General features: G+C 73.2%; 20 protein-coding genes and 1 pseudogene (1 of these 21 only partly in view). 16 read left to right on the forward strand and 5 right to left on the reverse strand.

Annotation, left to right across the window (positions count from 1 at the left end; all coding sequences use genetic code 11):
* The first annotated feature begins 11 nt into the window (after positions 1 to 11).
* The 7 genes and pseudogenes from N8J89_RS08825 (at position 12) to N8J89_RS08855 (ending at position 5,630) form a co-directional block, all read left to right on the forward strand.
* Positions 12 to 617, forward strand: coding sequence for a hypothetical protein (locus tag N8J89_RS08825; RefSeq protein WP_283663851.1), 606 nt, complete (start codon positions 12 to 14; stop codon positions 615 to 617).
* Position 618: 1 nt separating this feature from the next.
* Entirely contained in the window at positions 619 to 1,614 is a 996-nt protein-coding gene (locus N8J89_RS08830; protein WP_283663852.1) for a C40 family peptidase, read from the forward strand.
* A gap of 23 nt (positions 1,615 to 1,637) precedes the next feature.
* Positions 1,638 to 2,462, forward strand: a complete 825-nt coding sequence (locus N8J89_RS08835; protein WP_283663853.1) for a hypothetical protein — start codon at positions 1,638 to 1,640, stop codon at positions 2,460 to 2,462.
* Positions 2,463 to 2,522: 60 nt separating this feature from the next.
* Positions 2,523 to 2,714: a hypothetical protein gene (locus N8J89_RS08840; RefSeq protein ID WP_283663854.1), complete on the forward strand. Its 192-nt coding sequence runs from the start codon at positions 2,523 to 2,525 to the stop codon at positions 2,712 to 2,714.
* A gap of 11 nt (positions 2,715 to 2,725) precedes the next feature.
* Positions 2,726 to 4,149 (forward strand): annotated as a pseudogene (locus N8J89_RS08845) (RNB domain-containing ribonuclease).
* Between the two features lie 62 nt (positions 4,150 to 4,211).
* A complete protein-coding gene (gene npdG / locus N8J89_RS08850) occupies positions 4,212 to 4,883 on the forward strand; it encodes an NADPH-dependent F420 reductase (protein ID WP_283663855.1) in 672 nt (223 codons plus the stop codon).
* Positions 4,884 to 5,630, forward strand: a complete 747-nt coding sequence (locus N8J89_RS08855; RefSeq protein ID WP_283663856.1) for a helical backbone metal receptor — start codon at positions 4,884 to 4,886, stop codon at positions 5,628 to 5,630. It begins immediately after the preceding gene.
* Here the strand turns inward: N8J89_RS08855 and pip are convergent.
* Entirely contained in the window at positions 5,620 to 6,576 is a 957-nt protein-coding gene (gene pip / locus N8J89_RS08860) for a prolyl aminopeptidase (protein ID WP_349497455.1), read from the reverse strand. The two genes, N8J89_RS08855 and pip, sit on opposite strands and share 11 nt — an antisense overlap.
* A gap of 46 nt (positions 6,577 to 6,622) precedes the next feature.
* Here pip and N8J89_RS08865 point away from each other — a divergent pair, with 46 nt between their 5' ends.
* The gene (locus tag N8J89_RS08865) at positions 6,623 to 7,609 is read left to right on the forward strand and encodes a glutathione S-transferase family protein (RefSeq protein WP_283663857.1); all 987 of its coding nucleotides are present in this window, start codon (positions 6,623 to 6,625) and stop codon (positions 7,607 to 7,609) included.
* A 258-nt stretch (positions 7,610 to 7,867) separates the two neighbouring features.
* On the opposite strand, the gene panB is transcribed toward N8J89_RS08865, so the two are convergent.
* On the reverse strand, positions 7,868 to 8,737 hold the full coding sequence (panB, locus tag N8J89_RS08870; RefSeq protein WP_252486784.1) for a 3-methyl-2-oxobutanoate hydroxymethyltransferase: 870 nt from the start codon (positions 8,735 to 8,737) through the stop codon (positions 7,868 to 7,870).
* A 126-nt stretch (positions 8,738 to 8,863) separates the two neighbouring features.
* A complete protein-coding gene (locus N8J89_RS08875) occupies positions 8,864 to 9,736 on the reverse strand; it encodes an alpha/beta fold hydrolase (protein WP_283663858.1) in 873 nt (290 codons plus the stop codon).
* Between the two features lie 63 nt (positions 9,737 to 9,799).
* Between N8J89_RS08875 and lysX the strand changes: the two genes are divergently transcribed.
* A complete protein-coding gene (gene lysX / locus N8J89_RS08880) occupies positions 9,800 to 13,183 on the forward strand; it encodes a bifunctional lysylphosphatidylglycerol synthetase/lysine--tRNA ligase LysX (RefSeq protein ID WP_283663859.1) in 3,384 nt (1,127 codons plus the stop codon).
* A gap of 72 nt (positions 13,184 to 13,255) precedes the next feature.
* Positions 13,256 to 13,669: a hypothetical protein gene (locus N8J89_RS08885; RefSeq protein ID WP_283663860.1), complete on the forward strand. Its 414-nt coding sequence runs from the start codon at positions 13,256 to 13,258 to the stop codon at positions 13,667 to 13,669.
* Here the strand turns inward: N8J89_RS08885 and N8J89_RS08890 are convergent.
* Complete coding sequence (locus tag N8J89_RS08890; RefSeq protein ID WP_283663861.1) at positions 13,650 to 14,198, reverse strand: TetR/AcrR family transcriptional regulator; 549 nt, start codon at positions 14,196 to 14,198, stop codon at positions 13,650 to 13,652. The genes N8J89_RS08885 and N8J89_RS08890 overlap by 20 nt on opposite strands.
* An 86-nt stretch (positions 14,199 to 14,284) precedes the next feature.
* Here N8J89_RS08890 and N8J89_RS08895 point away from each other — a divergent pair, with 86 nt between their 5' ends.
* Positions 14,285 to 15,181 carry a TIGR03620 family F420-dependent LLM class oxidoreductase gene (locus N8J89_RS08895; RefSeq protein ID WP_283663862.1) on the forward strand — a complete coding sequence of 299 codons (897 nt, stop codon included), beginning with the start codon at positions 14,285 to 14,287 and terminating at the stop codon, positions 15,179 to 15,181.
* Here N8J89_RS08895 and N8J89_RS08900 read toward each other — a convergent pair.
* A complete protein-coding gene (locus N8J89_RS08900; protein ID WP_283663863.1) occupies positions 15,178 to 16,899 on the reverse strand; it encodes an NAD+ synthase in 1,722 nt (573 codons plus the stop codon). The genes N8J89_RS08895 and N8J89_RS08900 overlap by 4 nt on opposite strands.
* Before the next feature lie 72 nt (positions 16,900 to 16,971).
* Between N8J89_RS08900 and N8J89_RS08905 the strand changes: the two genes are divergently transcribed.
* From N8J89_RS08905 to N8J89_RS08925, 5 genes are all read left to right on the forward strand, one after another.
* Positions 16,972 to 18,555, forward strand: a complete 1,584-nt coding sequence (locus N8J89_RS08905; protein WP_502868430.1) for an alpha/beta hydrolase — start codon at positions 16,972 to 16,974, stop codon at positions 18,553 to 18,555.
* Positions 18,556 to 18,607: 52 nt separating this feature from the next.
* A complete protein-coding gene (locus N8J89_RS08910) occupies positions 18,608 to 20,155 on the forward strand; it encodes an alpha/beta hydrolase (RefSeq protein WP_283663864.1) in 1,548 nt (515 codons plus the stop codon).
* A gap of 22 nt (positions 20,156 to 20,177) precedes the next feature.
* Positions 20,178 to 21,521 (forward strand): type I glutamate--ammonia ligase, encoded by a 1,344-nt coding sequence (glnA, locus tag N8J89_RS08915; RefSeq protein WP_283663865.1) that lies wholly within the window; start codon positions 20,178 to 20,180, stop codon positions 21,519 to 21,521.
* A 41-nt stretch (positions 21,522 to 21,562) separates the two neighbouring features.
* Complete coding sequence (locus N8J89_RS08920; protein ID WP_283663866.1) at positions 21,563 to 23,065, forward strand: amidase; 1,503 nt, start codon at positions 21,563 to 21,565, stop codon at positions 23,063 to 23,065.
* Positions 23,066 to 23,127: 62 nt separating this feature from the next.
* Positions 23,128 to 26,561, forward strand: partial view of an FkbM family methyltransferase gene (locus N8J89_RS08925; protein ID WP_283663867.1) — the 5' portion only. Its footprint extends 250 nt past the window's final position; only the first 3,434 of its 3,684 coding nucleotides appear in the window; the start codon lies at positions 23,128 to 23,130; its stop codon lies off the right edge, out of view.

The raw sequence follows: 26,561 nt of genomic DNA on the forward strand, positions 1-26,561 counted from the left end.
GAGGGGGAGACATGCCGATTCGGACCAACCGCGGCCGGGCCGCGGTCTACCGCAGGCTGTGGGGCTGGCCGCTGCGCTCGCCCCGGCACTTCGTGACCACGCTGGTCCTGCTCGCGGTGGTGATCATCGGGGTGGGCATCCTGTTGCCGGAGACCGAGCCGCGCCCTGACCCGCTGCCGCAGACCGGCGGCACCAGCCAGCAGACCAGCGGCGCGCCCACCAGCGGCACCAGGGCCTTCGCCGCGCCGAGCACCAGCACGCACGCGCCGGTGACCTCCTACCCGCAGGCCGCCCCGCCGCCTGCCGCGCCCGCGCCGGAAGCGCTGGCGGTGGCCGAGTCCTGGGGCAAGGCCTGGGTGGACCACCCGGAGGGGATCACCAGCCAGCAGTGGCTGGACAAGCTGCGGCCGTTCACCACCGACGAGTACCTGGGGCAGCTGGCCTCGGTGGACCCGAGGATGGTGCCGGCGGGCAAGGTCACCGGGAAGCCGTCCTCGATCAGCGCCACGGCCAGTTCGGTGGAGGTGAAGCTGCCCACGGACGCGCTCGTGCTGCGGCTCACCGTGATCTCCACCGGGGCCGGGTGGCGGGTCGCGTCGTACACCAAGGCGGACTGACATGAAGCTCGCCCTCGCCGGTGTCGCCCTGGCGGCCACCGTGGTGGTCGCGGTCACCACCACCGGGGTGATCCGCACGGTGGTCGGCGGCACCGAGACCTACCAGCCCAAGGCCATTGCCAACAGCCTGTGCACGCCGGACATGGACTGGGGGATCGGCGGCGCGCACCTGGGCGCGCAGGACGCGGCCAAGCTGGGCGAGGAGTCCAGGATGATCGTCGCGATGATCATCACCATCGGCCGGGAGCGGAAGCTGCCGCCGAGGGCCTGGCAGGTGGCCATCCAGGCCGGGCGCACCGAGTCCGGGCTGCGCAACCTCAGCTACGGCGACCGGGACTCGGTCGGCATCTTCCAGATGCGCACGTCCATGGGCTGGGGCTCGCCGCAGGAGCTGCAGGACATCCCGTACCAGATCCACAAGTTCTACGACGTGCTGCTGAAGGTGCCGAACTGGGAGAGCAGGCGTCCCGGCGACGCGGCCCAGGCGGTGGAGCGCTCGGCCTTCCCGGACCGGTACCACCGGTGGGAGTCGATGGCGGTCCACCTGATCAACCAGATCACCGACGAGACCTCCTTCGTCAGCTGCAAGCAGCTCCCGCAGCCGAGCGAGGTCGCGGCCACCGCGATCCAGTTCGCGATGAAGGAGCTGGGCAAGCCGTACGTGTGGGGCGCGGAGGGCCCGGACACCTTCGACTGCTCGGGGCTGATGCAGTGGTCCTACCGGCTGGCCGGACTGAACCTGCCGCGCACCTCCCGCGAGCAGTGGTTCGCCGGCGCCTACGTCCCGCTGCGCGAGGCCCAGCCCGGTGACATGATCTTCTGGGCGAACAACCCCGCCGATCCGAAGACCATCCACCACGTCGCGATGTACCTGGGCGACAACAAGATCCTCGAGGCGCAGCAGACCGGGGTGCCGGTGCACATCCGCAACCTGAAGTGGACCGAGGGCGAGCTGATGTCCATGGCGGTCCGCCCGAAGTCGAACAAGTCGGCCTGAGGCGACCCCAAGGGAGGCAGCGCATGTTCAGCAACGACCCGATCCCGCGCCCTGGACGGCCACCGGCCTCCAGCAGCCCGCTGGCGGACTACCTCACCGGTGCCCGGCACGGCGTGGACGGCGGGTACGCGGTGCTGCCCCGGTCACTGGCCGAGTCCATGCCGCTGCCCTGGCAGCAGCAGATGGTGCACCTGCTCGCGGAGTTCCACCAGGCCTACGGCCACCTGCCGTGGCCGGTGTACCGGGTGGTGCCCTCCCGGTACGAGTTCCTGGTCGACCTGGACGAGGACCAGCTGGCCGAGGTCGGCTGCCTCGTGGAGATCGACGGCGACGGCGAGCTGGTCTACCGGGAACGCAACGGCGCCCGCATCGCCAACCCGGAGGACAAGCGGGTCCTGGTCTCCTGCCTCGACCCGATCCCGAACCAGCAGTCGGGTTTTGTGCAGCCCGCGGTCGCCCCCCGCCAGGTGCCGCCCCTGCCCGCCAACGAACCCGCGGTCCCGCCGACGCCCCCGCCCGCCCCGCCACCGACGCCGCCCCGTGGCGAGCCGCCGATCTTCGAGTTCCCGCCGCCCCCCGCGCCCTCGCCGTTCGCGGCAGGCACGGGCATCCCGGCCGGTCCGCAGCAGACGCCCGCGGGCACGCCGGTGCCGGGGTTCGGCGCGCCTCCGCCCGGTTATGCCAGCGGACCGGGGCTGGGCACGCCGCCCGCCCCTCCTCCCGCGCCACCGGCCAACGTGCCCGGTCAGCGGACCTTCGGGCCGCCGCCGGAGGAGCCCGAGGACACCGGCTACGACCAGCCGTTCGGGCCGACCGGCAGCGGAAACCGGCCCAACCCGTCCTGGTGACCCGCACTGCCACCGTGGCGTCGGAGTGACATGCGCTGCCTCGCATGAAAGGGTCAGTGTGTGGTGGATCTCAACGGTTGGTACTTCTGCCTGCGGCACCATGAGGTCGAGCACGGGCTCGGCTGCAAGGCCGCGGAGCGCATGGGGCCCTATCCGGACCAGGCCACGGCCGAGCGTGCGCTGGACATCTCGAAGGAACGCAACGAGGCCGCGGACGCGCAGCGGCGTAAGTGGGACGACGACGATGACTGACGGCGCATAGGCTGGCCGGCGTGGGTCGAACGCCGGAGGGCGGGACCAGGGCCGCGGCGGACTTCGCCGCGATCCGGGTGGAGTTCGGCCTGCCGGGGGAGTTCCCGACCGCGGCGCTGGCCGAGGCGGAGCAGACCTCCAGTGAGACCGTGCACCGGCTGGCCAGGCGGGATGCCACCGACCTGCCGCTGGTGACCATCGACCCGCCTGGGGCCAAGGACCTGGACCAGGCCGTGTTCGTGCAGCGGCTGCCCGCCGGGTTCCGGGTGCACTACGCGATCGCGGACCTGGGCGCGGTGGTGCCGCCGGGTGGCGCGCTGGACGCCGAGGTGCGCAAGCGCGGGCAGACGCTCTACCTGCCGGACGGCAGTGTGCCGCTGCACCCGCCGGTGCTCTCCGAAGACGCGGCCAGCCTGCTGCCGGAGCAGTCCCGCAACGCGGTGCTGTGGACCATCGACCTGGACGACGACGGCGAGCCCACCGGGGTGCACGTGGAGCGGGCGGTGGTCCGCTCGACCGCGCAGTTCGACTACGCCACCGTGCAGGCCGCCATCGCCGACGGCACCGTGCACCCCTCGGTGGCCGCGCTGCCCGAGCTGGGCAGGCTGCGGCGGGGGCTGGCCGTGCGGCGCGGCGCGATCGAGCTGGCGTTGCCGGAGCAGGAGATCCAGCCCGCGGGCGAGGGTGGCTGGCGGCTGGTGGTGCGGCCGCGGACCGAGGTCGATGGCTGGAACGCGGAGATCTCGCTGCTCACCGGGATGTGCGCGGCCCGGATCATGCTCGACGCCGGGATCGGCATCCTGCGCACGCTGCCCGATGCCAACGAGGGCGCGGTGCACGAGCTGCGCCGCACCGCCGCCGCGCTCGGCCTGGACTGGCCGGAGCGGATGGGCGCGGCCGAGCTGCTGGCCAGCCTGGACCCGGCCGAGCCGACCTCGCTGGCGCTGTCCGCGGACGCCACCCGGCTGCTGCGCGGCGCCGGCTACACCGCCTTCGACGGCGCGCCGCCCGAGGTGGTCACGCACGCCGGCATCGGCGCGCCCTACGCGCACGTCACCGCGCCGCTGCGGCGGCTGGTGGACCGGTTCGCCACCGAGGTCTGCCTGGCCGTGGTGGCTGGCGATCCGGTGCCGGCCTGGCTGCGTGCGGCCCTGCCCGAGCTGCCCCGCTGATGGAGGCATCCGACCGGCTGGCCGCGCAGGTCGACCGGGCCTGCATCGACCAGGTGGAGTCCTGGCTGCTGGCCGACGCGGTGGGGCAGAGCTTCGGCGCGGTGGTGCTGCGCACGAACACCGAGGGCGGCGAGATCTTCGTCACCGAGCCGCCGGTGCTGGCCAAGTGCCGGGGCGCGGGCCTGGTGGAGGCCGAGCGGGTGCGGGTGCGGCTGGTGGAGGCGGATCCGGTGCGGCGCAAGGTGTCCTTCGAGACGGAATGACCCTCCACACCGGACGGTTGCGTAGGGTGCGGAGTAGTTCCACCACAGTCGTTGGAGGCGAAGTGAGCGAGCAGGACGTGCGCGGGTTGACGGTCGGGGTGCTCGGCGGCACCGGTCCGCAGGGCAAGGGCCTGGCCTACCGCTGGGCGAAGGCCGGGCTGAAGGTCGTCATCGGCTCCCGTGACGCCGCCCGCGCCGAGTCCGCCGCCGCCGAGCTGGCCGAGCTGAGCGGGGGCGCGGTCTCCGGCGCGGACAACGCGGCCTGCGCCACCGCCGCGGACCTGGTGCTGGTCGCGGTGCCGTGGGAGGCGCACGAGCCGACGCTGACCGCGCTGCGCGAGCAGCTCGCCGGGAAGATCGTCATCGACTGCGTGAACCCGCTCGGCTTCGACAAGCAGGGCCCGTTCGCGCTGCCGGTGGCCGAGGGCAGCGCGGCCCAGCAGGCGGCGGGGCTGCTGCCGGACTCCAGGGTCACCGCCGCCTTCCACCACGTCTCCGCGGTGCTGCTGGCCGACCCCGAGGTGTCCACTGTGGACATCGACGTGCTGGTGCTGGGCGATGACCGCGAGGCCACTGACACCGTGCGCGCGCTGGCCGACACCGTGCCCGGCATGCGCGGGGTCTTCGGCGGCAGGCTGCGCAACGCGCACCAGGTGGAGGCGCTGACCGCCAACCTGATCGCGGTCAACCGCCGGTACAAGACGCACGCGGGCATCCGGGTCACCGGCGTCTGAGTGCGCGACGACCTCGGCGAGCGGGTCCGCCTCGGCAGGCAGCCGGGGCGGGTCGTCTCGCTGGTGCCCTCGCTCACCGAGGCGGTCGCGGAGACCGTGCCGGGCGTGCTCGCCGGGATCACCGACTACTGCACGCACCCGCCGCTGGAGCTGCCCAGGATCGGCGGCTCCAAGTACCCCAGGGTGGCCGATGTCCTTGCCGTGCGGCCGGATCTGGTGCTGGCCAACGCCGAGGAGAACCGCCAGGAGGACGTGGCCCAGCTGCGCGCCGCGGGCGTCCCGGTGTGGGTGACCGCCGCCCCGGCCACGGTGCCGGCGGCGCTGGACTCCCTGGCGCGGCTCTTCCGCGAGGTCTGGGCCGCCGAGCCGGGCTGGCTGGCCGAGGCCCGCGAGCTCTGGCAGGAGGTCCCGGAGCCCACGGCCACCGTGCTGGTGCCGGTGTGGCGGCGGCCGTGGGTGGTGCTCGGCCGGGACACCTTCGCCGGGGATGTGTTGCGCCGCTTGGGTTTCGCCAACGTCTACGCCGGTCACCCCGAGCGCTACCCGCGCCCGCCGCTGGCCGAGCTGCTGGCCTGCGGCGCCGAGCTGGTGGTGCTGCCGGACGAGCCGTACGAGTTCACCGCCACCGACGGCCCGGAAGCGTTCCCGGGCCGTCGGTGCGTGCTGCTGTCAGGCCGCCTGCTCACCTGGCACGGACCCTCGCTGGTGCGGGCCAGGACCGAGCTGGCGGCGGCTTTCAGCTCCTGAACCGGTCGGTGGTCTCGATCAGGTGGTGCAGGATGCCGGGCTCGTTGAACGTGTGTCCGGCGTCCGGCACGATGATCAGCTCCGAGCCGGGCAGCGCACGGTGCAGCTCCCAGGCGGTCACCGCGGGGGTCACCACGTCGTAGCGGCCCTGCACCAGCACGGTCGGGATGCCGGCCAGCTTGCCCGCGTCCCTGATCAGCTGGCCGTCTTCGTAGAACCCGCCGTTGACGAAGTAGTGCGTCTCGATCCGGGCGAAGGCCGCGGCGAAGGCGGGGTCGGCGTAGTGCGCGATGTGCTCGGCGTCCGGGTACAGCCGGGTGGTCGAGCCCTCCCAGACGCTCCAGGCGATCGCGGCGGGCTGCCACACCGCGGGGTCGGGGTCGGCCAGCCGCTGGTGGTAGGAGCGCAGCACATCGGCCCGCTCCGGCTCGGTCAGCACGTCCAGCACCGCTTGCCATTCCTCGGGGAAGATGTTCCCGGCGCCGCCCTGGTAGAAGAAGTCCAGCTCGGTGCGGCGCAGGGTGAAGATGCCGCGCAGCACCAGTTCGGTGACCCGGTCCGGGTGCGTCTGCGCGTAGGCCAGCGACAGCGTGCTGCCCCAGGACCCGCCGAAGACCTGCCACCGGTCGATGCCCAGGTGCTCGCGCAGCCGCTCCATGTCGGCCACCAGGTGCCAGGTGGTGTTCACCGACAGGTCGGTGGCCGGATCGCTGGCGTGCGGGGTGCTGCGGCCGCAGCCGCGCTGGTCGAAGAGCACGATCCGGTACGCCGCCGGGTCGAACAGCCCGCGGTGCGCGGGCGAGGTGCCACCGCCGGGACCGCCGTGCAGGAACACCACCGGCTTGCCACCGGGGTTGCCGCTGGTCTCCCAGTAGACCCGCTGGCCGTCGCCGACCTCCAGCCAGCCGTGGTCGTAGGGCTCGATCTCCGGGTACAACGTGCGCACGCGTCTCTCCTCGCCTGAAGGTCTGCCAGCCCGTAGATTCAAGCGTATGGCTGCTGCCCAGTTCGGCAAGGAGACCTCCGCCAAGGGCGAGTGGGTGCGCCAGCGCAACCGGTTCACCCACCGCATCACCGCCGACGGCTCCTCCGGCTTCCCGGCCGAACGGGACCGCTACCGCCTCCTCGTCTCGCTGGCCTGCCCGTGGGCGCACCGCGCGGTGATCGTGCGACGGTTGCTCGGCCTGGAGGACGCGCTCTCCCTCGGTGTGGTCGACCCGATCCGGGACGAGCGCGGCTGGCGCTTCACCCTCGACCCCGGCGGCCGCGATCCGGTGCTGGGCATCGAGTTCCTCGCCCAGGCATACCACCGCACCGATCCGGAGTTCGACGGCCGGGTCACGGTTCCGTCCATTGTGGACATCCAGACCGGCGAGGTGGTGACCAACGACTACCCGCGGATCACCCTGGACCTGAACACCGAGTGGCACGCGCTGCACCGCCCGGGCGCGCCGGACCTGTACCCCGAGGCGCTGCGCGCGGAGATCGACGAGGTCAGCGAGGGCATCTTCACCGACGTCAACAACGGCGTGTACCGCTGCGGCTTCGCCACCACCCAGGAGGCCTACGAGGAGGCGTTCACCGCGCTGTTCGCTCGCCTGGACGAGCTCACCGACCGCCTGGCCACCCGCCGCTACCTGGTCGGCGACACCATCACCGAGGCCGACATCCGGCTGTTCACCACGCTGGTCCGCTTCGACGCGGTCTACCACGGCCACTTCAAGGCCAACCGGCACAAGCTCACCGAGCTACCGGTGCTGTGGGCCTACGCCCGCGACCTGTACACCACACCGGGTTTCGGCGACACGGTCAACTGGGACCACATCAAGCGCCACTACTACGTCACGCACGACAACATCAACCCGACCAGGATCGTGCCCCTGGGCCCCGATCTGACCCACTGGTTCGAGCCGCACGGCCGGGAAGCCTTGGGCGGCAGGCCCTTCGGCAACGGCACCGCACCCGCCACCCACCCCTGACAACCACCAAGCACACCAAACGGCACACGACAAGAGACCCAGCGACACACACAAGAGACCCAGCGACAACTTCCCGCGTTGGGAGGCGTGGCGCGCCAGCGACACGCCGGGCCTTTTGACCCAGCGACGGGTCTGATTTTTTCGCGTCGCACGTTCGTGACCCCGACACTCCGAAGCTTGCTTCGCGTGTGTCGGGGTCACGAACGTGCGACTCAGGAGCGAAAAAATCCCGCGTGCGGAGCACGCCAATGTGACAGCTCAGTGGAAAACGTGCTCCGGCGCCGGGAACTGCCGGCCCCGCACCTCCGCGGCGAACTCACTCGCCGCCCCGGCCATGATCCCGCCGACATCGGCGTACCGCTTCACGAACCGCGGCGCCTTGCCCTGGTTCATCCCGGCCATGTCCTGCCACACCAGCACCTGCGCGTCGCAGTCCGGGCCCGCGCCGATGCCCACGGTCGGGATGCTCAGCTCGGCGGTGACCCGCTTGGCCACGTCCGCGGGCACCATCTCCAGCACCACCGCGAACGCCCCGGCCGCCTGCAGCGCCAGCGCGTCGGCGACCAGCTCCTCGCCGGCGTCGCCGCGGCCCTGCACCCGGTAGCCGCCCAGGTTGTGCTCGCTCTGCGGGGTGAAGCCCAGGTGGCCCATGACCGGCACGCCGGCGCCGGTGATCGCCTCCACGTGCGGGGCGAAGCGGCGGCCGCCCTCCAGCTTCACCGCGTGCGCCTGGCCGTCCTTCATGAACCGGACCGCGGTGGTCAGCGCCTGCTCGGGGGAGACCTGGTAGGAGCCGAACGGCAGGTCGGCGACCACCAGCGCCTTGCGCACCGAGCGGGTGACCGCGCGGACCAGCGGCAGCATCTCCTCCACGGTGACCGGCAGCGAGGTCTGGTAGCCGTAGACGGTGTTCGCGGCCGAGTCGCCGACCAGCAGCACCGGGATACCGGCCTCGTCGAAGATCTTGGCGGTGAAGGTGTCGTACGCGGTGAGCATGGGCCAGGGCTCGCCGCGCTCCTTCAGCTCACGCAGGTGGTGCACCCGGACCCGCTTGGTGGGACCGCCCGGTGCGGGGGCCGCTCCGGTGCCGTAGGGGGCCTGGCCTTCGCCGTGGGACACAGCAGTCATCGTTGACCGTCCTCTCCTCGCCCCTCGAGGCCCGACCTCACGCGGGTCCCCGGGTTCGCTGGGAAATTGCAGTGCCAGGCCAGCGTGACACGTGCCGGGGACCTCGGCACGGCGGTGGGAGCAGCTTCACATCCCATTGACGCGGCGCACCGCCGCTGCCACCGTGTCCGGCCGGTCCAGCGGCATCATGTGCCCGCACCGCTCGACCAGCTCGTGCGCGCCGCCGGGGACCAGCCGGGCCAGCCGGGCGTGCGCGGCCAGCAGCCGTCTGGTTTGGCGCGGACGACCCAGCGCGTCGGCCGCGGTGAGCACCAGCCAGGGCAGCTCGGGCAGCGGGTGCGTCGCGCGCACCGCCTCCAGCTCGGCCACCAGGTCCGGGTAGGCGGCCAGCTCGTCCAGGATCGCGCCCAGCACCTCTGGCCGCCGGTACACCTCCTCCACCTGCGCCGACGGGGCCACCTCGCGCCGGGTGCGGCTGGCGTTGCGCAGCACGGACCGCCGGCCGGCCGGACCGGACCACCCGGCCAGCGCCCGCCCCAGCCGCCGCAGGCCTGGCACCCGGCCCAGCGCCAGCAGCGCCCGCGCCAGCACCGCCTCGCCGTCGAAGGGCCGTCCTACGCCCGGCGGCTCCGGGCTCGGGTCCAGCAGCACCGCCCCGGCCACCCGGGCCGGCCGCAGCCGGGCGTAGCCCTCCACGTGCAGCCCGGCGATGGAGTGCCCGACCAGCACCGCCCGCGCCGCGCCCGCCGCGTCGAGCACCGCGTCCAGCACGGCCACCTCGCGGGCCAGGCCGGGCGGGGTCAGCGCGGGACCGCTGCCGCCGGTGCCCGGCCGGTCGAAGCGCACCACCCGCAGGTCCCCGGCCAGCAGGTCCACCACCGCGGGCCAGTCGAACCAGCCGCCGCCCAGCCCGGCGGAGAGCACCACCACTGGTGCGCGCTCAGGCCCGTCCAGCTCCACGCGCAGCAGCCCGGCGGGGGAGGGGATCAGTGACGACATCTCGCCAGCCTGCCGCATCGCCTGCGAGCAGCGGCGATCGGCAGATCGAATACGGTGAGCACCGTGAGGCGGCGCAAAGCGGACGAGGCGGCGAACCGGGTGACCCTGCCGAAGTGGCGGAGCCGGGCCGCCGGGATCCTGGCCACCGTGGTGCAGCTGTCCGTGCTGAGCTGCCTGCTGCTGTTCACCGTCACCGACCTGCACGGCGACGTGGCCGAGGACGACTACAACGCCCCGGTCGTGCTCTTCGGCGAGGTCTTCAACGCCCTCGGCCTGCCGGTCGAGCCGAACATGGTGATCATCCTGGTGCTGGCCGTGCTCGGCGCGGCGCTGCGCAGGCGCAAACGGGCCGCGCTGTGGGCGATGCTGCTGTTCCAGCTGGTCAACCTGACCATCTCGCTGAGCGTGCTGCTGCTGGCCTGGCTGGCCCCCGCGCTGCTCGACCCGCCGGAGCTGGCCGACAGCATCGTGGAGTACGCCTGGTGGCGGCCGCTGGCCACCATCGTGATCTCGCTGTTCCTGCTGCTGCTCCTGCCCGCCTTCCCTGCCCGGCTGGCGATCGGGGCCTGGCGGCGGGCGCTGGCCGTGCTCGGCACCGGCATGGTCCTGGTGGCCTGGATCGGCTGGGGCCTGACCCACCTGTACCCGGACTCCGCGTTCGGCCCGACCGACCGGCTGCTGTGGGTGCTCAACCAGGTCACCGGCGAGATCCCGCCCGGCCGCCAGCTCGGCGTGGTGGACGGGCCCGGCTCGCTCAGCGTGATCCTCAGCCTGCTCGGCGCGGTGGTGCTCGGCTACGCGCTGGCGGTGTTCTTCCGCGGCGTGCGCACCCAGCGCCTGATGTCGCCTGCCGAGGAGCTGCGGCTGCGCGAGCTGCTCGGCGAGCACGGCGAACGCGACTCACTCGGCTACTTCGCCACCCGCAGGGACAAGAGCGTGCTGTTCGCGCCGAACGGGCAGGCCGCGGTCACCTACCGGGTGCTCGGCGGCACCAGCCTGGCCAGCGGCGACCCGCTGGGCGATCCGGACTTCTGGCCGCAGGCCATCCACGCCTGGCTCGCCGAGGCCCGCCGCTACGGCTGGGTGCCCGGCGTGCTGGGCGCCTCCGAGGCGGGCGCGCACGCCTACGCCGCGGCCGGGCTGAAGGTGCTGGAGATCGGCGACGAGGCGATCCTGGAGGTCCGCGACTTCAGCCTCACCGGCAGGCACCGCCGCGGGGTCCGGCAGGCGGTGCGCAGGCTGGCTCGCGCCGGGTACACCGCGAAGATCCGGCGGCACGGCGAGATCCCGCCGCACGAGCTGGGCAAGCTGGTGGAGAAGGCCCAGGAGTGGCGGGGCGAGGGCAGCGAGCGCGGGTTCTCCATGGCGCTGGGCCGCCTGGACGACCCCAGCGACAGCCGGTGCGTGATGGTGGAGGCATACGACGCCGGCGGCAGGCTGCGCGGGCTGCTCTCCTTCGTGCCCTGGGGCCGCACCGGGCTCTCCCTCGACCTGATGCGGCGGGACCGGGAGGCGGAGAACGGGCTCAACGAGTACCTGGTCTCCGAACTGGCCGAGGCGAGCGGACGCCTTGGCGTGCAACGCATCTCGCTGAACTTCGCGATGTTCCGCGCGGTGTTCGAGGAGGGCGCGCAGCTGGGCGCCGGGCCGGTGCTGCGGCTGTGGAAGCGGGTGCTGAGCCTGTTCTCCCGGGTGTTCCAGCTGGAGTCGCTCTACCGGGCCAACGCCAAGTACGGGCCGCGCTGGGAACCGAGGTACCTGTGCTTCCCCGGCTCCCGCAAGCTGCCCAGGGTCAGCATCGTGGCCGGGGTCGCCGAGGGCTTCCTGCCCGCCACCCGCACCCTGCGCCGCAACTCCGCCCGCGACCTGCGCACCGGCGAGGTGGCCGCCGAGTTCGTCCGCCAGGTCGGCCAGATCGAGGACAAGGCCCGCGCCGCCCGCGCGCCCGCGGCCCGGCTGCCCGAGCAGGTCAGGGTGCGCCGCCGCAAGCTGGACCGGCTGCGCGAGCTGGGCATCGACCCCTACCCGGTGAACTACGACCGCGAGGTGACCCTCGGCGAGGTGCGGGCCGCGCACGAGGGCCTGGTCCCGGACACGCACACCGGGGTGGAGGTGCGGATCGCCGGGCGGGTGGTGGCCAAACGGGAGCTGGGCCAGCTGTGCTTCGCGGTGCTGCGCGACCTCACCGGCGAGCTCCAGGTGATGCTCGCGGTGGACGCCCTGGGCAAGGACGGCCTCGACGACTGGAAGCTCGCGGTGGACATCGGCGACCAGGTCGGCGTGCGCGGCCAGGTGGTGACCACCCGGCGCGGCGAGCTGTCCGTGCTGGCCACCGGGTGGGAGATGACCGCGAAGTGCCTGCACCCGCTGCCGGACAGGCGCAAGGGCCTGTCCGATCCGGAGGCCAAGGTCCGGCAGCGCTACCTGGACCTGGCGGTCAACCCGGAGGCCGGCCGGATGCTGCGGCTGCGCAGCACCGTGGTCCGCGCGGTCCGCGACTTCCTGCACGACCGGGACTACCTGGAAGTCGAGACCCCGATGCTGCAGGCGGTGCACGGCGGGGCGAACGCGCGCCCGTTCGTCACCCACATCAACGCCTATGACATGCGGATGTACCTGCGGATCGCGCCCGAGCTCTACCTCAAGCGGCTGTGCGTGGCCGGGGTGGACCGGGTGTTCGAGCTCAACCGCAACTTCCGCAACGAGGGCGCGGACGGCACGCACAACCCCGAGTTCACCATGTTGGAGGCATATCAGGCCTACGCCGACTACGACACCATGCTGCGGCTGACCAGGGAGCTGGTGCAGCGCGCCGCCACCGCCGCGTACGGCGCCCCGGTCGCCAGGCACCGGGACCGCACCGGCGCGCTGGTCGAGCACGACCTCTCCGGCGAGTGGCCGGTGATCGGCTGCTACCAGGCGATCTCCGCCGCGCTCGGCGAGGAGGTCACCCCGGACACCGAGGTGGCCGAGCTGCGCAGGCACAACCGGCTGGCCGGGCTGACCGTGCCCGACGACGCCGGGCACGCCCAGCTCGTCCAGCACCTCTACGACCACCTGGTGGAGGCGCGCACCACCACCCCGGTGTTCTACCGCGACTTCCCGGCCGAGGGCTCGCCGCTGACCCGCCGCCACCGCGCCGACCACCGGCTGGCCGAGCGCTGGGACCTGGTCGCCTTCGGCAGCGAGATCGGCACCGCCTACTCCGAGCTGACCGACCCGGTGGAGCAGCGGGACCGGCTGGAGGCGCAGTCGCTGCGCGCGGCCAGCGGCGATGTGGAGGCGATGGAGCTGGACGAGGACTTCCTGCGCGCGCTGGAGTACGGCATGCCGCCCACCGGCGGGCTGGGCATCGGGGTGGACCGGCTGCTGATGATGCTGTCGGGGGCCTCGATCCGGCAGACGGTGCTGTTCCCGTTCGCCCGTCCGCTGGGCAGGCGGCGCTGACATCGCCAGGCGCAACCGCCGAGTGTGCGCCGTTTCGCAGCCGGACGCCGCGTTCCGGGGCAGGATCAACCCATGGTTGTGCGCACCCGGCTGCCCACCCTGATCATCGGTGGCGGCTACCTGATGATCGGCGTGCTCGGCTTGAACGCGCCGGGCAAGACCCTCTTCGGCCTGTTCACCGCCGACCTGCCGCATGCCTGGCTGCACCTGGCGCTGGGCGCGGTGCTGGTGGTCGGCGGCACCGCGGGCGGGCGCTGCGGCACCGGCGCGCAGCTGCTCTCCGGTGCGCTGGCCGGCGCCGCGGGCACCCTCGGCCTGGCGCTGACCGGGTACGGCCCGTTCCTGGCCACCACCGCGGACAACGTGCTGCACCTGGGCACCGCGCTGCTGCTGCTGGTGCTCGGCCTGGCCACCGCGGTGCGCACCCCGCCTGCCCGGCCTGGCCAGTACCCGCCGCTGTCGGTGGCTAGCTACTGCGGGCGCTGAACCCATCGGTGACCACCCGCAACAGCCGCTCCCGCTGTTCGAGGTCCCCGGACTGCTCGCCGAGCCAGGCCACCGAGGCGGCCAGCGCCAGCACGTCCCGCGCGGGCACGTCCGCGCGCACCACCCCGGCCCGCTGCAGGTGCTCGACCAGCCGCTGCCCGGCGTCGTTCATCGCGTGACAGGCCTCGTACAGCGCTGAGCCCGGTGTGCGCAGCACCGCCAGCGCCGAGGCGGGCAGCCCGCGGTACTGGGTGATCCGCTCGGTGAACAGCACCAGCAGCTCGGTCAGCGCCTGCTCCGGCGGCAGCTCGGTGAGCCGCTCGGCCGCCGCCCGCAGGCCCTCGAACTGCTCCCGCAGCAACGCCTCCAGCAGCGCGTCCCTGTTTGGGAAGTGCCGGTACAGGGTGCCGATGCCGACCCCGGCGGTGCGCGCCACCTCCTCCAGCGAGGCCTCGGTGCCGTCCCGCCGGAACAGCTCCTCGGCCGCGGCCAGCAGCCGCTCGTAGTTTCGCCGGGCGTCAGCGCGCACAGTTCACCCCTTGCTAACCGGAGGCAGCCTCCGTAAGTTATCCGGAGGCACCCTCATCTTATTCGGATCGGCAGGGAGAGACTGACATGACCGTGGACCTGGGGCGGATCGGCGTGTGGACCTGGGCGTTCGAGCGGCTGCCCTGGCCGCAGGTGCGCGCGGCGGCGCGGGAGATCGAGGAGCTGGGCTACGGCGCGCTGTTCTTCGGCGAGATGGACGGCAGACCGGCGCCCACCCAGGCCGCGCTGCTGCTCGCGGCCACCGAGCGGATCGTCGTCGTGCCCAGCGTGGCGATCATCTACCGGCACCACCCGGCCACCCTGGCCCAGGCCGAGCGCACCCTGGCCGAGGCGTTCCCCGGCCGGTTCGCCCTGGGCCTCGGGGTCAGCGACCGCAAGCACATGGAGGACCGCGGTCACACCTGGCGGCCGCCGGTGCGGGCCATGCGGGAGTACCTGGACGCGATGGACGCCGCCCCGCTGACCGGCCCGGCGGGCCCGCCCTCGCCCCGGCTGCTGGCCGCGCTCGGCCCGAAGATGGCCGAGCTGGCCGGTGAGCGGACCTGGGGCGCGCACCCGTACTTCATGCCCGTCGAGCACACCGCCCACCTGCGCGAACTGCTCGGCCCCGGACCCAAGCTGGTGGTGCACCAGAACGTCGCCGTGCACCGGGACCCGGCCGAGGCCAGGCGGCTGGCCCGCACCTCGCTGGCGCCCTGGCTGGCCATCGGCGACCGCAGCTCCTCCCGCTGGCGGGTGATCCAGGAGCTGACCGGCCTGACCGAGGCCGACCTCGACGACGGCGGCAGCGACCGCCTGGTCGACGCCATGGTCGCGCACGGCGACCCGGACCAGGTCGCCGAGCGGGTCCGCGCCCAGTTCGAGGCGGGTGCGGACCACGTGTGCGTCAGCGTCGCCACCGACTACGGCCTGCCCGAGGTCCGCCTGCCCGAGCTGCGGGAGCTGTCGAAGGTGCTGCGCTAGCGGTTGTTCTCCCGCCACAGGTTGGTGATCGGCAGCCGCCGGTCCCGCCCGAACGCCTTGAACGTGATCTTGGTGCCCGGCGGGTACTGGCGGCGCTTGTACTCCGCCCGGTCCACCAGCTGCAGCACCCGCTCCACCAACGGCTGGTCGAACCCGGCCTCGAGCAGCTCGGTGAAGCCCTTGTCGCCCTCGACGTAGTCGTCCAGCACCGCGTCCAGCAGCGGGTAGTCCGGCAGGCTGTCGGAGTCCTTCTGGTCCGGCCGCAGCTCCGCCGAGGGCGGCTTGCTGATCGAGTTCTCCGGGATCGGCGGGATCTCGCCGCGCTTCTCCGCCTCGGCGTTGCGCCAGCGGGCCAGCTTCCAGACCAGCGTCTTGGGCACGTCCTTGATCGGGGCGAACCCGCCGACCGCGTCGCCGTAGATGGTCGAGTAGCCCACCGCCAGCTCGGTCTTGTTGCCGGTGGCCAGCACCAGGTGCCCGTGCTGGTTGGACAGCCCCATCAGGGTCACGCCGCGGGCGCGGGCCTGCACGTTCTCCTCGGCCAGCCCGGTCAGCCCGAGCTGCTCCACGAAGACCTTGACCACGTCGCCGATCGGCCGGGTCTCGTAGTGCGTGCCCAGCCGCCTGGCCAGCTCGGCCGCGTCGGAGCGGGAGTGCTCGGAGGAGTACGCGCTGGGCATGGACACCCCGTGCACCGCGTCCGCGCCGAGGGCGTCCGCGGCCAGCGCGGCCACCACCGCGGAGTCGATGCCGCCGGAGAAGCCGAAGACCACCGAGCGGAAACCGTTCTTGCCCACGTAGTCGCGCAGGCCGGTGACCAGCGCGTGCCACACCTCGGCCTCGTCGCTGAGCGGTTCGGCCACCGGGGGAGCGGGCTGCGGCTCGTAGGCCGGCAGCGGCCGCTCGCTGAGCACGGTCCGGCTGACCTCGAACCCGCCGATGTCCCCGGTCCCGGTGTGCCCGCCGGCCGGCAGGTCCAGGTCGAGCACGGTGAGGTGCTCGACGAACTGCGGCGCCCTGGTCAGGATCTCCCCGTCCGCGCCGACCACCAGCGAGTCGCCGTCGAAGACCAGCTCGTCCTGGCCGCCGACCAGGTTCACGTAGGCCATCGGCGCCCCGGCCTCCGCGGCCCGCCTGGCCACCAGCGGCCCGCGCACGTCGTCCTTGTTGCGCTCGTACGGCGAACCGTTGATGCAGACCACCAGGTCCACCCCGGCCTGCCCGTAGGCGGCCACCGGCCCGCCGTCCTGCCAGATGTCCTCGCAGATCACCACGCCGACGTCGAGCCCGTGCAGGCGCACGATCGGCAGCGTCCGCCCCGGCACGAAGTAGCGGAACTCGTCGAAGACGCCGTAGTTGGGCAGGTGGTGCTTGGCGCAGCGGGCGACGACCTTGCCGTCCTGGATGAGCGCGGCCGCGTTGCGCGGGCCCGCCTCGTCCCGGTCCAGGTAGCCGACCACCACCAGCGCCTCGCCGCAGCCTGCCGCGGCCAGGCTCTCGGCCAGCTCGTCCACGGCCGCCCTGGAGGCGGCGGCGAAGGACTGGCGCAGCGCCAGGTCCTCCACCGGATACCCGGTGAGCACCATCTCGGGGAAGGCCACCAGGTGGGCGCCGGCCTGCACGGCCTTGCTCGTCCACTCCACGACCATCTTCGCGTTTCCGACCAGGTCGCCGACGCAGGCGTTGACCTGTGCCAGGGCGATGCGCAACTGCGTCATGTCTCTATCTTCTCCCACGACTTCGGGTATGTAACCGCACCTAGGAAGTTTTCGCCTGGCAGTATCGAACAGGTGGACCGCCGCCTGACACCCGCCCTCGCCGTGCTGCTGCTCACCGCGGCCTGCGTCAATCCGGTGGCGGGTGGCCCAGCCGAACCCGTCCAGGTGGAGCAGCGTGGACCAGCAGGCGCGGTCCCGCCAGGTCTGGAGAACTTCTACGGCCAGCGCCTGGGCTGGGGCCGCTGCGAGAGCTACGTCCGCGCCGAGGACCAGGCGCTGGCCTTCCTGCGCAGGGACGCCCAGTGCGCCCGGCTCACCGTCCCGCTGGACTACGCCAAACCCGAGGGCCGCACCATCACCCTCGGCCTGCTCCGCCGCCAGGCCACCGAACCGGCCCAGCGGATCGGCGCGCTCGTGATCAACCCAGGTGGCCCCGGCGGCTCCGGCATGAGCGCCGCGGCCACCCTCGGCACCGCCACCCCCGGCCAGCGGCTGGAGCTCACCCGCCGGTTCGACCTGGTCGGCTTCGACCCGCGCGGGGTCGGCGCCAGCGAGCCCCAGGTGCGCTGCCGCACCGACGCCGAACGCGACGCCGAACGCCTGGACTCCGACCAGGACACCTCGGCCGCGGGCATCGCGCAGACCGAGGCCGAGGAGAAGGAGCTGGCTGCCCGGTGCTCGCAGCGGGCCGGGGACGACCTGCTGGCCACCGTCGGCACCAGGGACGTGGCCAAGGACATGGACGTGCTGCGCTCCGCCCTCGGCGAGCCCAAGCTCAGCTACCTCGGCTACTCCTACGGCACCCGGATCGGCACCGCCTACGCCGAGGCCTTCCCCGGCAACGTGCGCGCGATGATCCTGGACGGCGCGCTCGACCCGGACCAGGACCCGGCCGCCGAGCTGGTGGCCCAGGGCGCCGGCTTCCAGAAGGCCTTCGACACCTTCGCCGCCTCCTGCGCCCGGCTGTCCTCCTGCGCGCTCGGCCAGACCGCCGAAGGCGCTGTGCCCGCCTTCCGCGCGCTGATGAAACCCCTGCTCAGCGCCCCGGTCGAGGTGCGCGGCGGCCGGAAGCTGTCCTACTCCGACGCGACCACCGCGGTGATCCAGGCGCTCTACAGCGAACAGCTGTGGGAACCGCTGCGCACCGGCCTCACCGAGCTCAAGCAGGGCAGGGGCGAGACCCTGCTGCGGCTGGCCGACGCCTACTACGGCCGCGGCCAGGACGGCAAGTACAGCAACCTCAACGACGTCTTCACCGCGATCCGCTGCGTGGACGACCCGCGCACCACCGACCCGGACCAGCGCCGCGAGCTGGACCGCCGCTACCGCGCCGCCGCCCCCTTCCTGGACGACGGCAACCCGCCCAGCCCGGCCCGCGACGCCTGCGCGTTCTGGCCGGTCCCGGTGACCAGCCAGCCGCACCTGCCCAAGGTGGACGGCCTGCCCAAGGTGCTGGTCGTCTCCACCACCGGCGACCCGGCCACGCCGTACCAGGCCGGGGTCGAGCTGGCCCAGGCGCTCGGCGCGGAGCTGCTCACCTTCGAGGGCACCCAGCACACGGTCTTCGCCCAGGGCAACGCCTGCGTGGACACCGCGGGCACCCGCTACCTCGTCGACGGCGCCCCACCGGCCCCCGGCACCCGTTGCACCGGCTGAACCCGGCGTGTCCCGCTCTGCGAGTCCCGCGCGCGCCGGGCAGAGTGGCCAGGTGATCCCGATCAAGGCCGTCGGCCTGTCCGCCGCGGCGCTGCTGCTGGCCGCCTGCACGCCGAGCGCTCCCGAGCAGGCGAAACCAGACCCGGCGCTGGAACGGCTGTACGCGCAGAAACTCAGCTGGGGCCCCTGCCCGCCGATGGCCGCCAGCCCGGCGCAGAAGGAGCAGTTCGGCGCGCAGGGCCTGGAGTGCGCCAAGCTCACCGTGCCGCTGGACCACGCCAAACCGGGGGAGAGGACCATCACCCTCGGCGTGCTCCGGCTCGCCGCCACCGAGCAGGCCAACCGGATCGGCTCGCTGGTGTTCAACCCCGGCGGGCCCGGCCAGTCCGGCATGAGCCACGTGGCCACCGAGGGCCCCAAGGCCGCCGAGCTGCGCAAACGCTTCGACCTGGTCGGCTTCGACCCGCGCGGGGTCGGCGCCTCCGAACCCAGGGTCCGCTGCCTGGACCCGGCCGAACGCGACGCCCAGCGCCTGGTCCACATCGACCCCAAGGCCCCCGACGCGGTCGCGAAGACCGAGGCCGAGGCCAAGCTGGTCGCGGACAAGTGCGCCGAACGCACCGGCAAGGACGTGCTCGCCGTGCTCGGCACCCGCGAGGTGGCCAAGGACCTGGACCTGCTGCGCGCCGCCCTCGGTGACGCCAAGCTCAATTACGTCGGCTACTCCTACGGCAGCCGGATCGGCACCGCCTACGCGGAGAACCACCCGGACAAGGTCCGCGCCATGGTCCTGGACGGCGCGGTCGACCCCAACCAGGACGTGGCCGCCGCCCAGCTCGCCCAGGAGGAGGGCTTCGCCAAGGCCTTCGACGCCTTCGCCAAGGACTGCGCCAAGCAGGCCACCTGCGCGCTGGGCCGCAAGGCCGAGCAGGCCGAGGACAAGCTGGACGCGCTCACCGAGCCGCTGGGCAAGAACCCGCTCAAGGTCGGCGACCGCAAGCTCTCGGCCAGCGATGTCAGCGTCGCGCTCACCGCCGCGCTCTACAGCCAGGAGCAGTGGCCCACGCTCAACCTGGGCCTGCTCGCCCTGCAAGCCGGCCAGGGCGAGCTGCTGCTGGCCTTCGCCGACGCCTACCTGGGCCGCGCCGAGGACGGCAGCTACGGCGCCGACACCGACCTGCTGACCGCGGTGAACTGCGTGGACATCCCGCCGGTCACCGACCGCGCCCAGGTCGAGGCGAACACCCGCAGGATCGCCGACCGGCTCCGCGAGCTGCGCGGCGGCCGCCCCGACCGGGACCCGCCGGTGCCCGCGCTGGACGTGTGCGCGCACTGGGCGGTGCCGCCCACCAGCAAGCCGCACCAGCCCAAGGCGGACGGCCTGCCGCGCACCGTGGTCGTCTCCACCACCGGCGACCCGGCCACCCCGCACCAGGCGGGCGTGGACCTGGCCAAGGCGCTCAACGCCCAGCTGGTCACCGTGGAGGCCACCCAGCACGGCGCCTTCCTGCTGCGCGGCAACAAGTGCGTGGACGAGCCGGTCACCCGCTACCTCCTCGACACCACACCACTCCCGGACAGCCCCCGCTGTTCCGGCTGATCGAGCATTTAGGGTTGTGCCCATGGATCGCCAGCAGGAATTCGTGCTGCGCACGCTGGAGGAACGCGACATCCGGTTCGTCCGGCTGTGGTTCACCGACGTGCTCGGCTTCCTCAAGTCGGTAGCCGTCGCCCCGGCCGAGTTGGAGGGCGCCTTCGCCGAGGGCATCGGCTTCGACGGGTCCGCGATCGAGGGCTTCGCCCGGATCTACGAGTCCGACATGGTCGCCAAGCCCGACCCGGCCACCTTCCAGGTCCTGCCCTGGGAGACCGCCGACGGCCAGCTGTACTCCGCGCGCATGTTCTGCGACATCACCATGCCGGACGGCTCACCCTGCTGGTCCGACCCCCGGCACGTGCTGCGCCGCACCCTGTCCAAGGCCAGCGAGGCCGGGTTCACCTGCTACGTGCACCCGGAGATCGAGTTCTTCCTGCTGCGCAGCCTCACCAACGACGGCACCGAACCCGAGCCCGCGGACAACGGCGGCTACTTCGACCAGGCCAGCCACGACACCGCCCCGCACTTCCGCCGCCACGCCATCGAGGCGCTGGAGGCGATGGGCATCTCGGTGGAGTTCAGCCACCACGAGGGCGCACCCGGCCAGCAGGAGATCGACCTGCGCTACGCCGACGCGCTCACCATGGCCGACAACGTGATGACCTTCCGGTACGTGGTCAAGGAGGTCGCGATCAAGGACGGCGTGCGCGCCTCCTTCATGCCCAAGCCCTTCTCCGACCAGCCCGGCTCCGGCATGCACACCCACGTCAGCCTGTTCGAGGGCGACCGCAACGCCTTCTACGACAGCGAGGACCCCTACGAGCTCTCCGGCACCGGCAAGGCCTTCGTGGCCGGACTGCTCAAGCACGCCAGGGAGATCAGCGCGGTCACCAACCAGTGGGTCAACTCCTACAAGCGGCTCATCGTCGGCGGCGAGGCCCCGACCGCGGTCTGCTGGGGCCACGCCAACCGCTCCGCCCTGGTCCGGGTGCCGATGTACTCCCCTGGCAAGGCCAGCTCGCGCCGGGTGGAGATCCGCAGCATCGACTCCGCCTGCAACCCGTACCTGGCCTACGCCGTGGTGCTGGCCGCCGGGCTCAAGGGCGTCCGCGAGGGCTACGAGCTGCCGCCGCCCACCGAGGACGACGTGTGGTCGCTCACCGAGTCCGAGCGCCGCGCCGCGGGCTACGACAGCCTGCCGCAGAACCTCACCGAGGCGCTGACCGCGATGGAGAACTCCGAACTGCTCGCCGAGACCCTGGGCGAGGGCGTCTTCGACTACTTCCTGCGCAACAAGCGCGCGGAATGGGACGCCTACCGCCGCCAGGTCACCCCCTACGAGCTGCGCACATACTTGCCAATGCTCTGAAACCCTTGACCGCTGGGCCATCCGGAGGATGAGGTGGGAGCATGCGCCGCCTCCGGATGGTCACCACCCTCGCGGGTGAGCTGGACGCGGCCACCATCCCCCGGCTCCAGGCCAGGATGGCCACCGGCGAGTTCACCCCGACCGAGCTGACCACCGCCTACCTGCACCGCATCCAGGCGCTGGACCCACAATTGCGCGCCATCCTGCGCACCGACCCGGCCGCCCTCACCGCGGCCAGGGCCAGCGACGAACGTCACAAAACCGGTGACCCGCTGGGCCCGCTGGACGGCATCCCGGTGCTGCTCAAGGACAACATCGGCGCGGGCGTCACCACCGCGGGCTCCCGGGCGCTGCGCACCCACCAGCCAGCCGACGCGTTCCTGGTCCGCAAGCTCAAGGCCGCGGGCGCGGTCGTGCTGGGCAAGGCCAACCTCTCCGAGTGGGCCAACTTCCGTTCCACCGCCTCCACCTCCGGCTGGTCCGCCCTCGGCGGCCAGACCGCGAACCCGCACGTCCTGGACCACAACCCGGCAGGCTCCTCCTCCGGCTCGGCCGCCGCGGTGGCCGCCGCACTGGCCCAGGTCGCCATCGGAACTGAGACCGACGGCTCGATCGTCTGCCCGGCCGGGGCCACCGGCGTGGTCGGCCTCAAGCCCACCCTCGGCCTGGTCAGCCGCACCGGCGTGATCCCGATCTCGGCCGAGCAGGACACCGCCGGACCACTGGCCCGGCACGTGGTCGACGCCGCCCTCACCCTCGCCGTGCTGCGCGGACAAGACCCCGCCGACCCCGCCACCCACCACATCCCGCCGCACACCGACGAGCCGGTCACCCTGGCGAACCGCCGGCTCGGCCTGTGGCGCTTGGCCGGAGTGGACCAGGCCACCGACCAGGTCATCACCCAGGCCGTCGAGGCGCTGCGCACGGCCGGGGCCACCGTGGTCGAGGTAGACCTGCCGCACCAGCGCGAGATCGGCGACGGCGAGTTCCCCTGCCTGCTCACCGAGTTCCGGCACGAGCTGGACCGCTACCTGGCCGCGCACCCGCCCTTCCCCGGCGGCCCGCGCACCCTGGCCCACCTGGTCGAACTGAACCGGGCGGACCCGGTCGAGCTGACCCACTTCGGCCAGGAGCTCTTCGAGCAGGCCCTGGCCGCACCACCCCGCGCCGACCCCGGCTACCGGGACCGGCGCGCCCGGATCACCGCGCTGGCCCGCGAAGCCATCGACCAAACCCTTGCCGCGCAACAACTCGACGCCATCATCGCGCCCAGCAACGCGCCGGCCTGGCGCACCGACTACCCGGCGGGCGATGACTACCGGCTCAGCTCGGCCACCCCGGCCGCGGTCGCGGGTTACCCGAACGTGTCAGTTCCGGCAGGATTCGCCGGACCCCTCCCCATCGGTCTGTCGATCTTCGCAGGCCGCTGGCAGGACGCCAGGGTGCTCGCCATCGCCGCCGCTTTCGAGCAGGTCAACCCGGTCCGCAGGGCTCCGCTGCTGTTACCGGGGCTCGCCGTCAACGATCTTGGGGCCGCCCGTTGAGTGATCAACAGGACGCTGTCGCGGACTCGGGGAACGACCCGGCGGCGGCTAGGTTGGCCGATGTGACCGAAACCTTCGTCACCGCCCAGCCGTTGGCCGTGCCGCGTGTCGAGCTGCCCGACCCGCCGCAACCAGCGGGCACGCCCGCACCGGAGGCCGCGCCGCCGGTCGTGCTGCGCGCCTGCACGGTGGCCACCAGGGCCCAGCTGCCCGCGGTCCGCGTGCTCACCACCTCCTTCCTCGGCCACCACCGGGACGGCCAGTTCATCGCACTGGTCGTGGACGCCGACCCGGACGCCGCCGGACCGGGTGTGCTGACCCCGGCCGACATCGGCGTGGCCACCGAGGAGCTGCACCGCCTGGCCACCGCCTGCACCGCCCGCGAGCTGTGCGCGGTGCTGCAACCCCGGCTGCTCGCGCACCTGCTCGCCGAGGGCGGCCCGGTGCTCTACCTGGACCCCAGCGTGGTGGTGCTGGACTCGGTCGCCGAACAGGTCCTCGCCGCCGCCGCCCGGGTCCCGGTGGTGCTGGTGCCCAGGGTGCTGCGCCCGCTGCCCCGCGACGGCCGCCGCCCGGCCCCGGAGGAACTGCTCGCCGCCGGCACCTTCGACCCCGGCTTCCTCGCGGTCACCCCCGGCGCGGAGGAGTTCCTGGCCACCTGGGCCGACCAGGTGCACCAAGCCCCGAGCGCGGCAGGCGCCTTCCTCGACGGCGCGCCCGCGCTGGTCGACCACCAGGTGCTGCGCGACCCCGGCATCGGCGTCTCCGCCTGGAACGCCGCCCAGCGCGCGGTCCGCAGGGACGAGGCAGGCACCCTGCTGGTCGACCAGACCCCGCTGCGCACCGTGCACTTCGCCGGCTTCGACCCGCAGCGGCCGTGGCTGCTCTCCGCCGAGCTCGCCGACCGGCCGAGGGTGCTGCTCTCCGAGCACCCGCCGCTGGCCGAACTGTGCGCCGGCTACCGCAACGACCTGGTCCGGGCCGGACACACCGCGCACCCGGCGGCCTACCGCTTCGGCGCGGTCGCCGACGGCATCCCGCTGCCCGCCGAGCTGCGCCGCGAGTGGCAGGCCGCGCAGAACCTCGACGTGCCACCGCCACCGGCCTTCGGCGTCACCGCCGCGGAGTTCCTCCGCTGGGCCTGCGCGCCGGGCGATCCGATCCAGGCCGCCGCGGGCGGTTCCCGCTGGGCAGCGGCCCTGTGGCGGGAGGACACCGCCCTCCAGGAGCGCTATCCGGACCCCTTCGACAACGACGCCGCCGCCTTCCGCGAGTGGTGTGCGGGCACCGGGGTCGCCACCGGCCGCCTGCACCCCGGCGCGGTGCCCCGCGCGGACGCCGGCCGCGGCCCGATCCTGATCGACCAGCTCGGCGTCAGCGTGGTCGGTTCCGGACCGGAGGCCGAGCTGCTGCGCGCCGCGGTGCGCGCCTCCGGCCTGCCCTCGGCCGACGAACCCAGCTACCCGGTGGTGCTGCGCTGCGCCGGCGCGCCCAGCCCGCCCGCGGACCGGTACGTGATCAGCGTGCTGCCCGAGCCCGGCGCCCGGCCAGGACCGGCCAGTGAGCTCTGGGTCGCCTCCGACACCAGCCGCAACGCCCTGCAGCGCACCGGCTGGCCGCCGGTGCGCACGGTGCCGCTACCGGTGGTGGACCGCGGCGCGGTGGACGCCGAGACCCGCGGCGCCGCCCGCGACCGGCTCGGCCTGGCCGACGGCGTGGTCTTCGCCGCCACCGTCGACCACTCCGCCGAACGCCAGGGCAACGCGCTCGGCCTGGTCGCCGCCTTCCTCGCCGCCTTCCCCGACCGGCACGACGTGCACCTGTTGCTGCTGGTCAACGGCGCGCAGCAGCACCCGGAAGCGGCCGAGCGGCTCCGCCTGGCCACCGCGTCCGACCCCCGGATCATCCTGGTCGAGGAGACCAGGGGCGACGCGCTGCTGGACGCCGCCGACTGCGTGGTCTCGCTGCACCGCGCCGAGGGCGTGCCCGGCGACCGCACCGCGCTGGTGCTGGCCTCCGCCGCCACCAGGGGCCTGCCCGTGCTGGCCACCGAACAGGGCGCCATCGCCGAGCTGCTCGGTTCCGACGCCGCCATGCTGGTGCCCTGCCACCCCGGCGGCCGCGAACCCGACGCCCAGGCCGCGGTCCGGCTGCTGCGCGCGATCGCGGACAACCCGGAGACCGCGGGCAAACTCGGCGCGGCCAGCCGCGAGTACCTGCTGCGCACCAGGGGCGTCGCGGTCGCCGGCGAGCAGATTAGGGAACGCGTCGAACAGGCTTTCCGCGCCTGGCGCACCCGCCGCGCCGCGGCCAGGCACGGCCACGGCGAGGACCCGCTGCGCCCGCTCCAGTCCGCCAAGCACGCGCTGCTGCGCCGCGCCGATCCCGGTGTGGAGAGCCGGATGCCGATGGCCCCGCAGCTGCGCAAGGCCGTGCTGCGGGTGCTCAGCCACTACGACAACCACCTGCGCGAGGTGCTCAGCGCGGTGGTCGACGGCGTGGAGCGCACCGCCAGCGAGCTGGCCCGCCGCCAGCACGAGATCGAGTCCGGCGACGTCGGCGGGCACGACCTGGCCGCCGAGGTCGCCGAGCTCACCGACCGGCAGGCCCAGCTGGACGACCAGCTGGTCGGCGTGGACGACGGCGTGGTCAGGGCCCGCGCCGACCTGGCCGCGCACGGTCGCCGGATGCGCGCCATCGAAGAGGCGGTGACCAGCCAGTCCGGCACCAGGGACAAACAGGTCGCCGAGCTGGCCGACCGGATCGACCGGCTGACCATCGCGCTGGACCGGACCCTGGACCGCATCGACGACCTCGAGTCCCGGATGGCCTCCTCGCTGCGCGAACGCGACAGCAGGCTGGGTGCCGGCATCCGCGCCGCGGAGGAGGCCAGGCGCAACGCTGACTCGCTGCGCCGGGTGGTGCTGCGAGAACACCAGCGCACCACGGTCGAGCCCGCGGACGCGCCACCGGCCTCGGTGGTGCTCACCGAAGCCGGCCTGATGCGCCTGCCCAGCGAGGACGCGCTGATGCTGCCGCTGCTGTCCAGCAACGGGGTGTGGCAGCCCGAGGTGTGCGCCCTGATCGACTCGCTGTTGGAGCCCGACGGGGTGTTCGTCGACGTCGGCGCCTACGTCGGCTACCACTCGATCCGGGTGCTCAGCAGGCTGGGCACCTCCGGCGCGGTGGTCGCGGTCGAACCCGACGCCACCTCCAGGGAGCTGCTGCGCCGCAACGCCGAGCTGAACCTGCCCGGCCCGGTCGCCGAACGGCTGGCCGTGCTGGACGTGGCCGCCTGGGACACCGCCACCACCCTCGGCGCACGCCCCGCGCTCGCCGGCGGCATCGAGGTCTACGAAGCCGAACCGGACGCCGAGGTGGAGCGGGTGCAGGCGGTCCGGCTGGACAAGTCGATCGAGGCGCTGCCGGAGATCGGCCAGCTCAGGCTGTCCGTGGTCAAGGTGAACGCCCCCGGCTTCAGCCACCGCGCGCTCGG

Source organism: Crossiella sp. CA-258035, assembly GCF_030064675.1.
In the GTDB taxonomy this organism is placed as follows: Bacteria; Actinomycetota; Actinomycetes; order Mycobacteriales; family Pseudonocardiaceae; genus Crossiella.

Coding starts and splice junctions, on each gene's coding strand:
- N8J89_RS08900 (WP_283663863.1), bottom strand. CDS start 16,899: ATGACGCAGTTGCGCATCGCCCTGGCACAGGTCAACGCCTGCGTCGGC.
- glnA (WP_283663865.1), top strand. CDS start 20,178: ATGGATCGCCAGCAGGAATTCGTGCTGCGCACGCTGGAGGAACGCGAC.
- N8J89_RS08835 (WP_283663853.1), top strand. CDS start 1,638: ATGTTCAGCAACGACCCGATCCCGCGCCCTGGACGGCCACCGGCCTCC.
- panB (WP_252486784.1), bottom strand. CDS start 8,737: ATGACTGCTGTGTCCCACGGCGAAGGCCAGGCCCCCTACGGCACCGGA.
- N8J89_RS08865 (WP_283663857.1), top strand. CDS start 6,623: ATGGCTGCTGCCCAGTTCGGCAAGGAGACCTCCGCCAAGGGCGAGTGG.
- N8J89_RS08875 (WP_283663858.1), bottom strand. CDS start 9,736: ATGTCGTCACTGATCCCCTCCCCCGCCGGGCTGCTGCGCGTGGAGCTG.
- N8J89_RS08920 (WP_283663866.1), top strand. CDS start 21,563: ATGCGCCGCCTCCGGATGGTCACCACCCTCGCGGGTGAGCTGGACGCG.
- N8J89_RS08830 (WP_283663852.1), top strand. CDS start 619: ATGAAGCTCGCCCTCGCCGGTGTCGCCCTGGCGGCCACCGTGGTGGTC.
- N8J89_RS08885 (WP_283663860.1), top strand. CDS start 13,256: ATGGTTGTGCGCACCCGGCTGCCCACCCTGATCATCGGTGGCGGCTAC.
- N8J89_RS08825 (WP_283663851.1), top strand. CDS start 12: ATGCCGATTCGGACCAACCGCGGCCGGGCCGCGGTCTACCGCAGGCTG.
- N8J89_RS08895 (WP_283663862.1), top strand. CDS start 14,285: ATGACCGTGGACCTGGGGCGGATCGGCGTGTGGACCTGGGCGTTCGAG.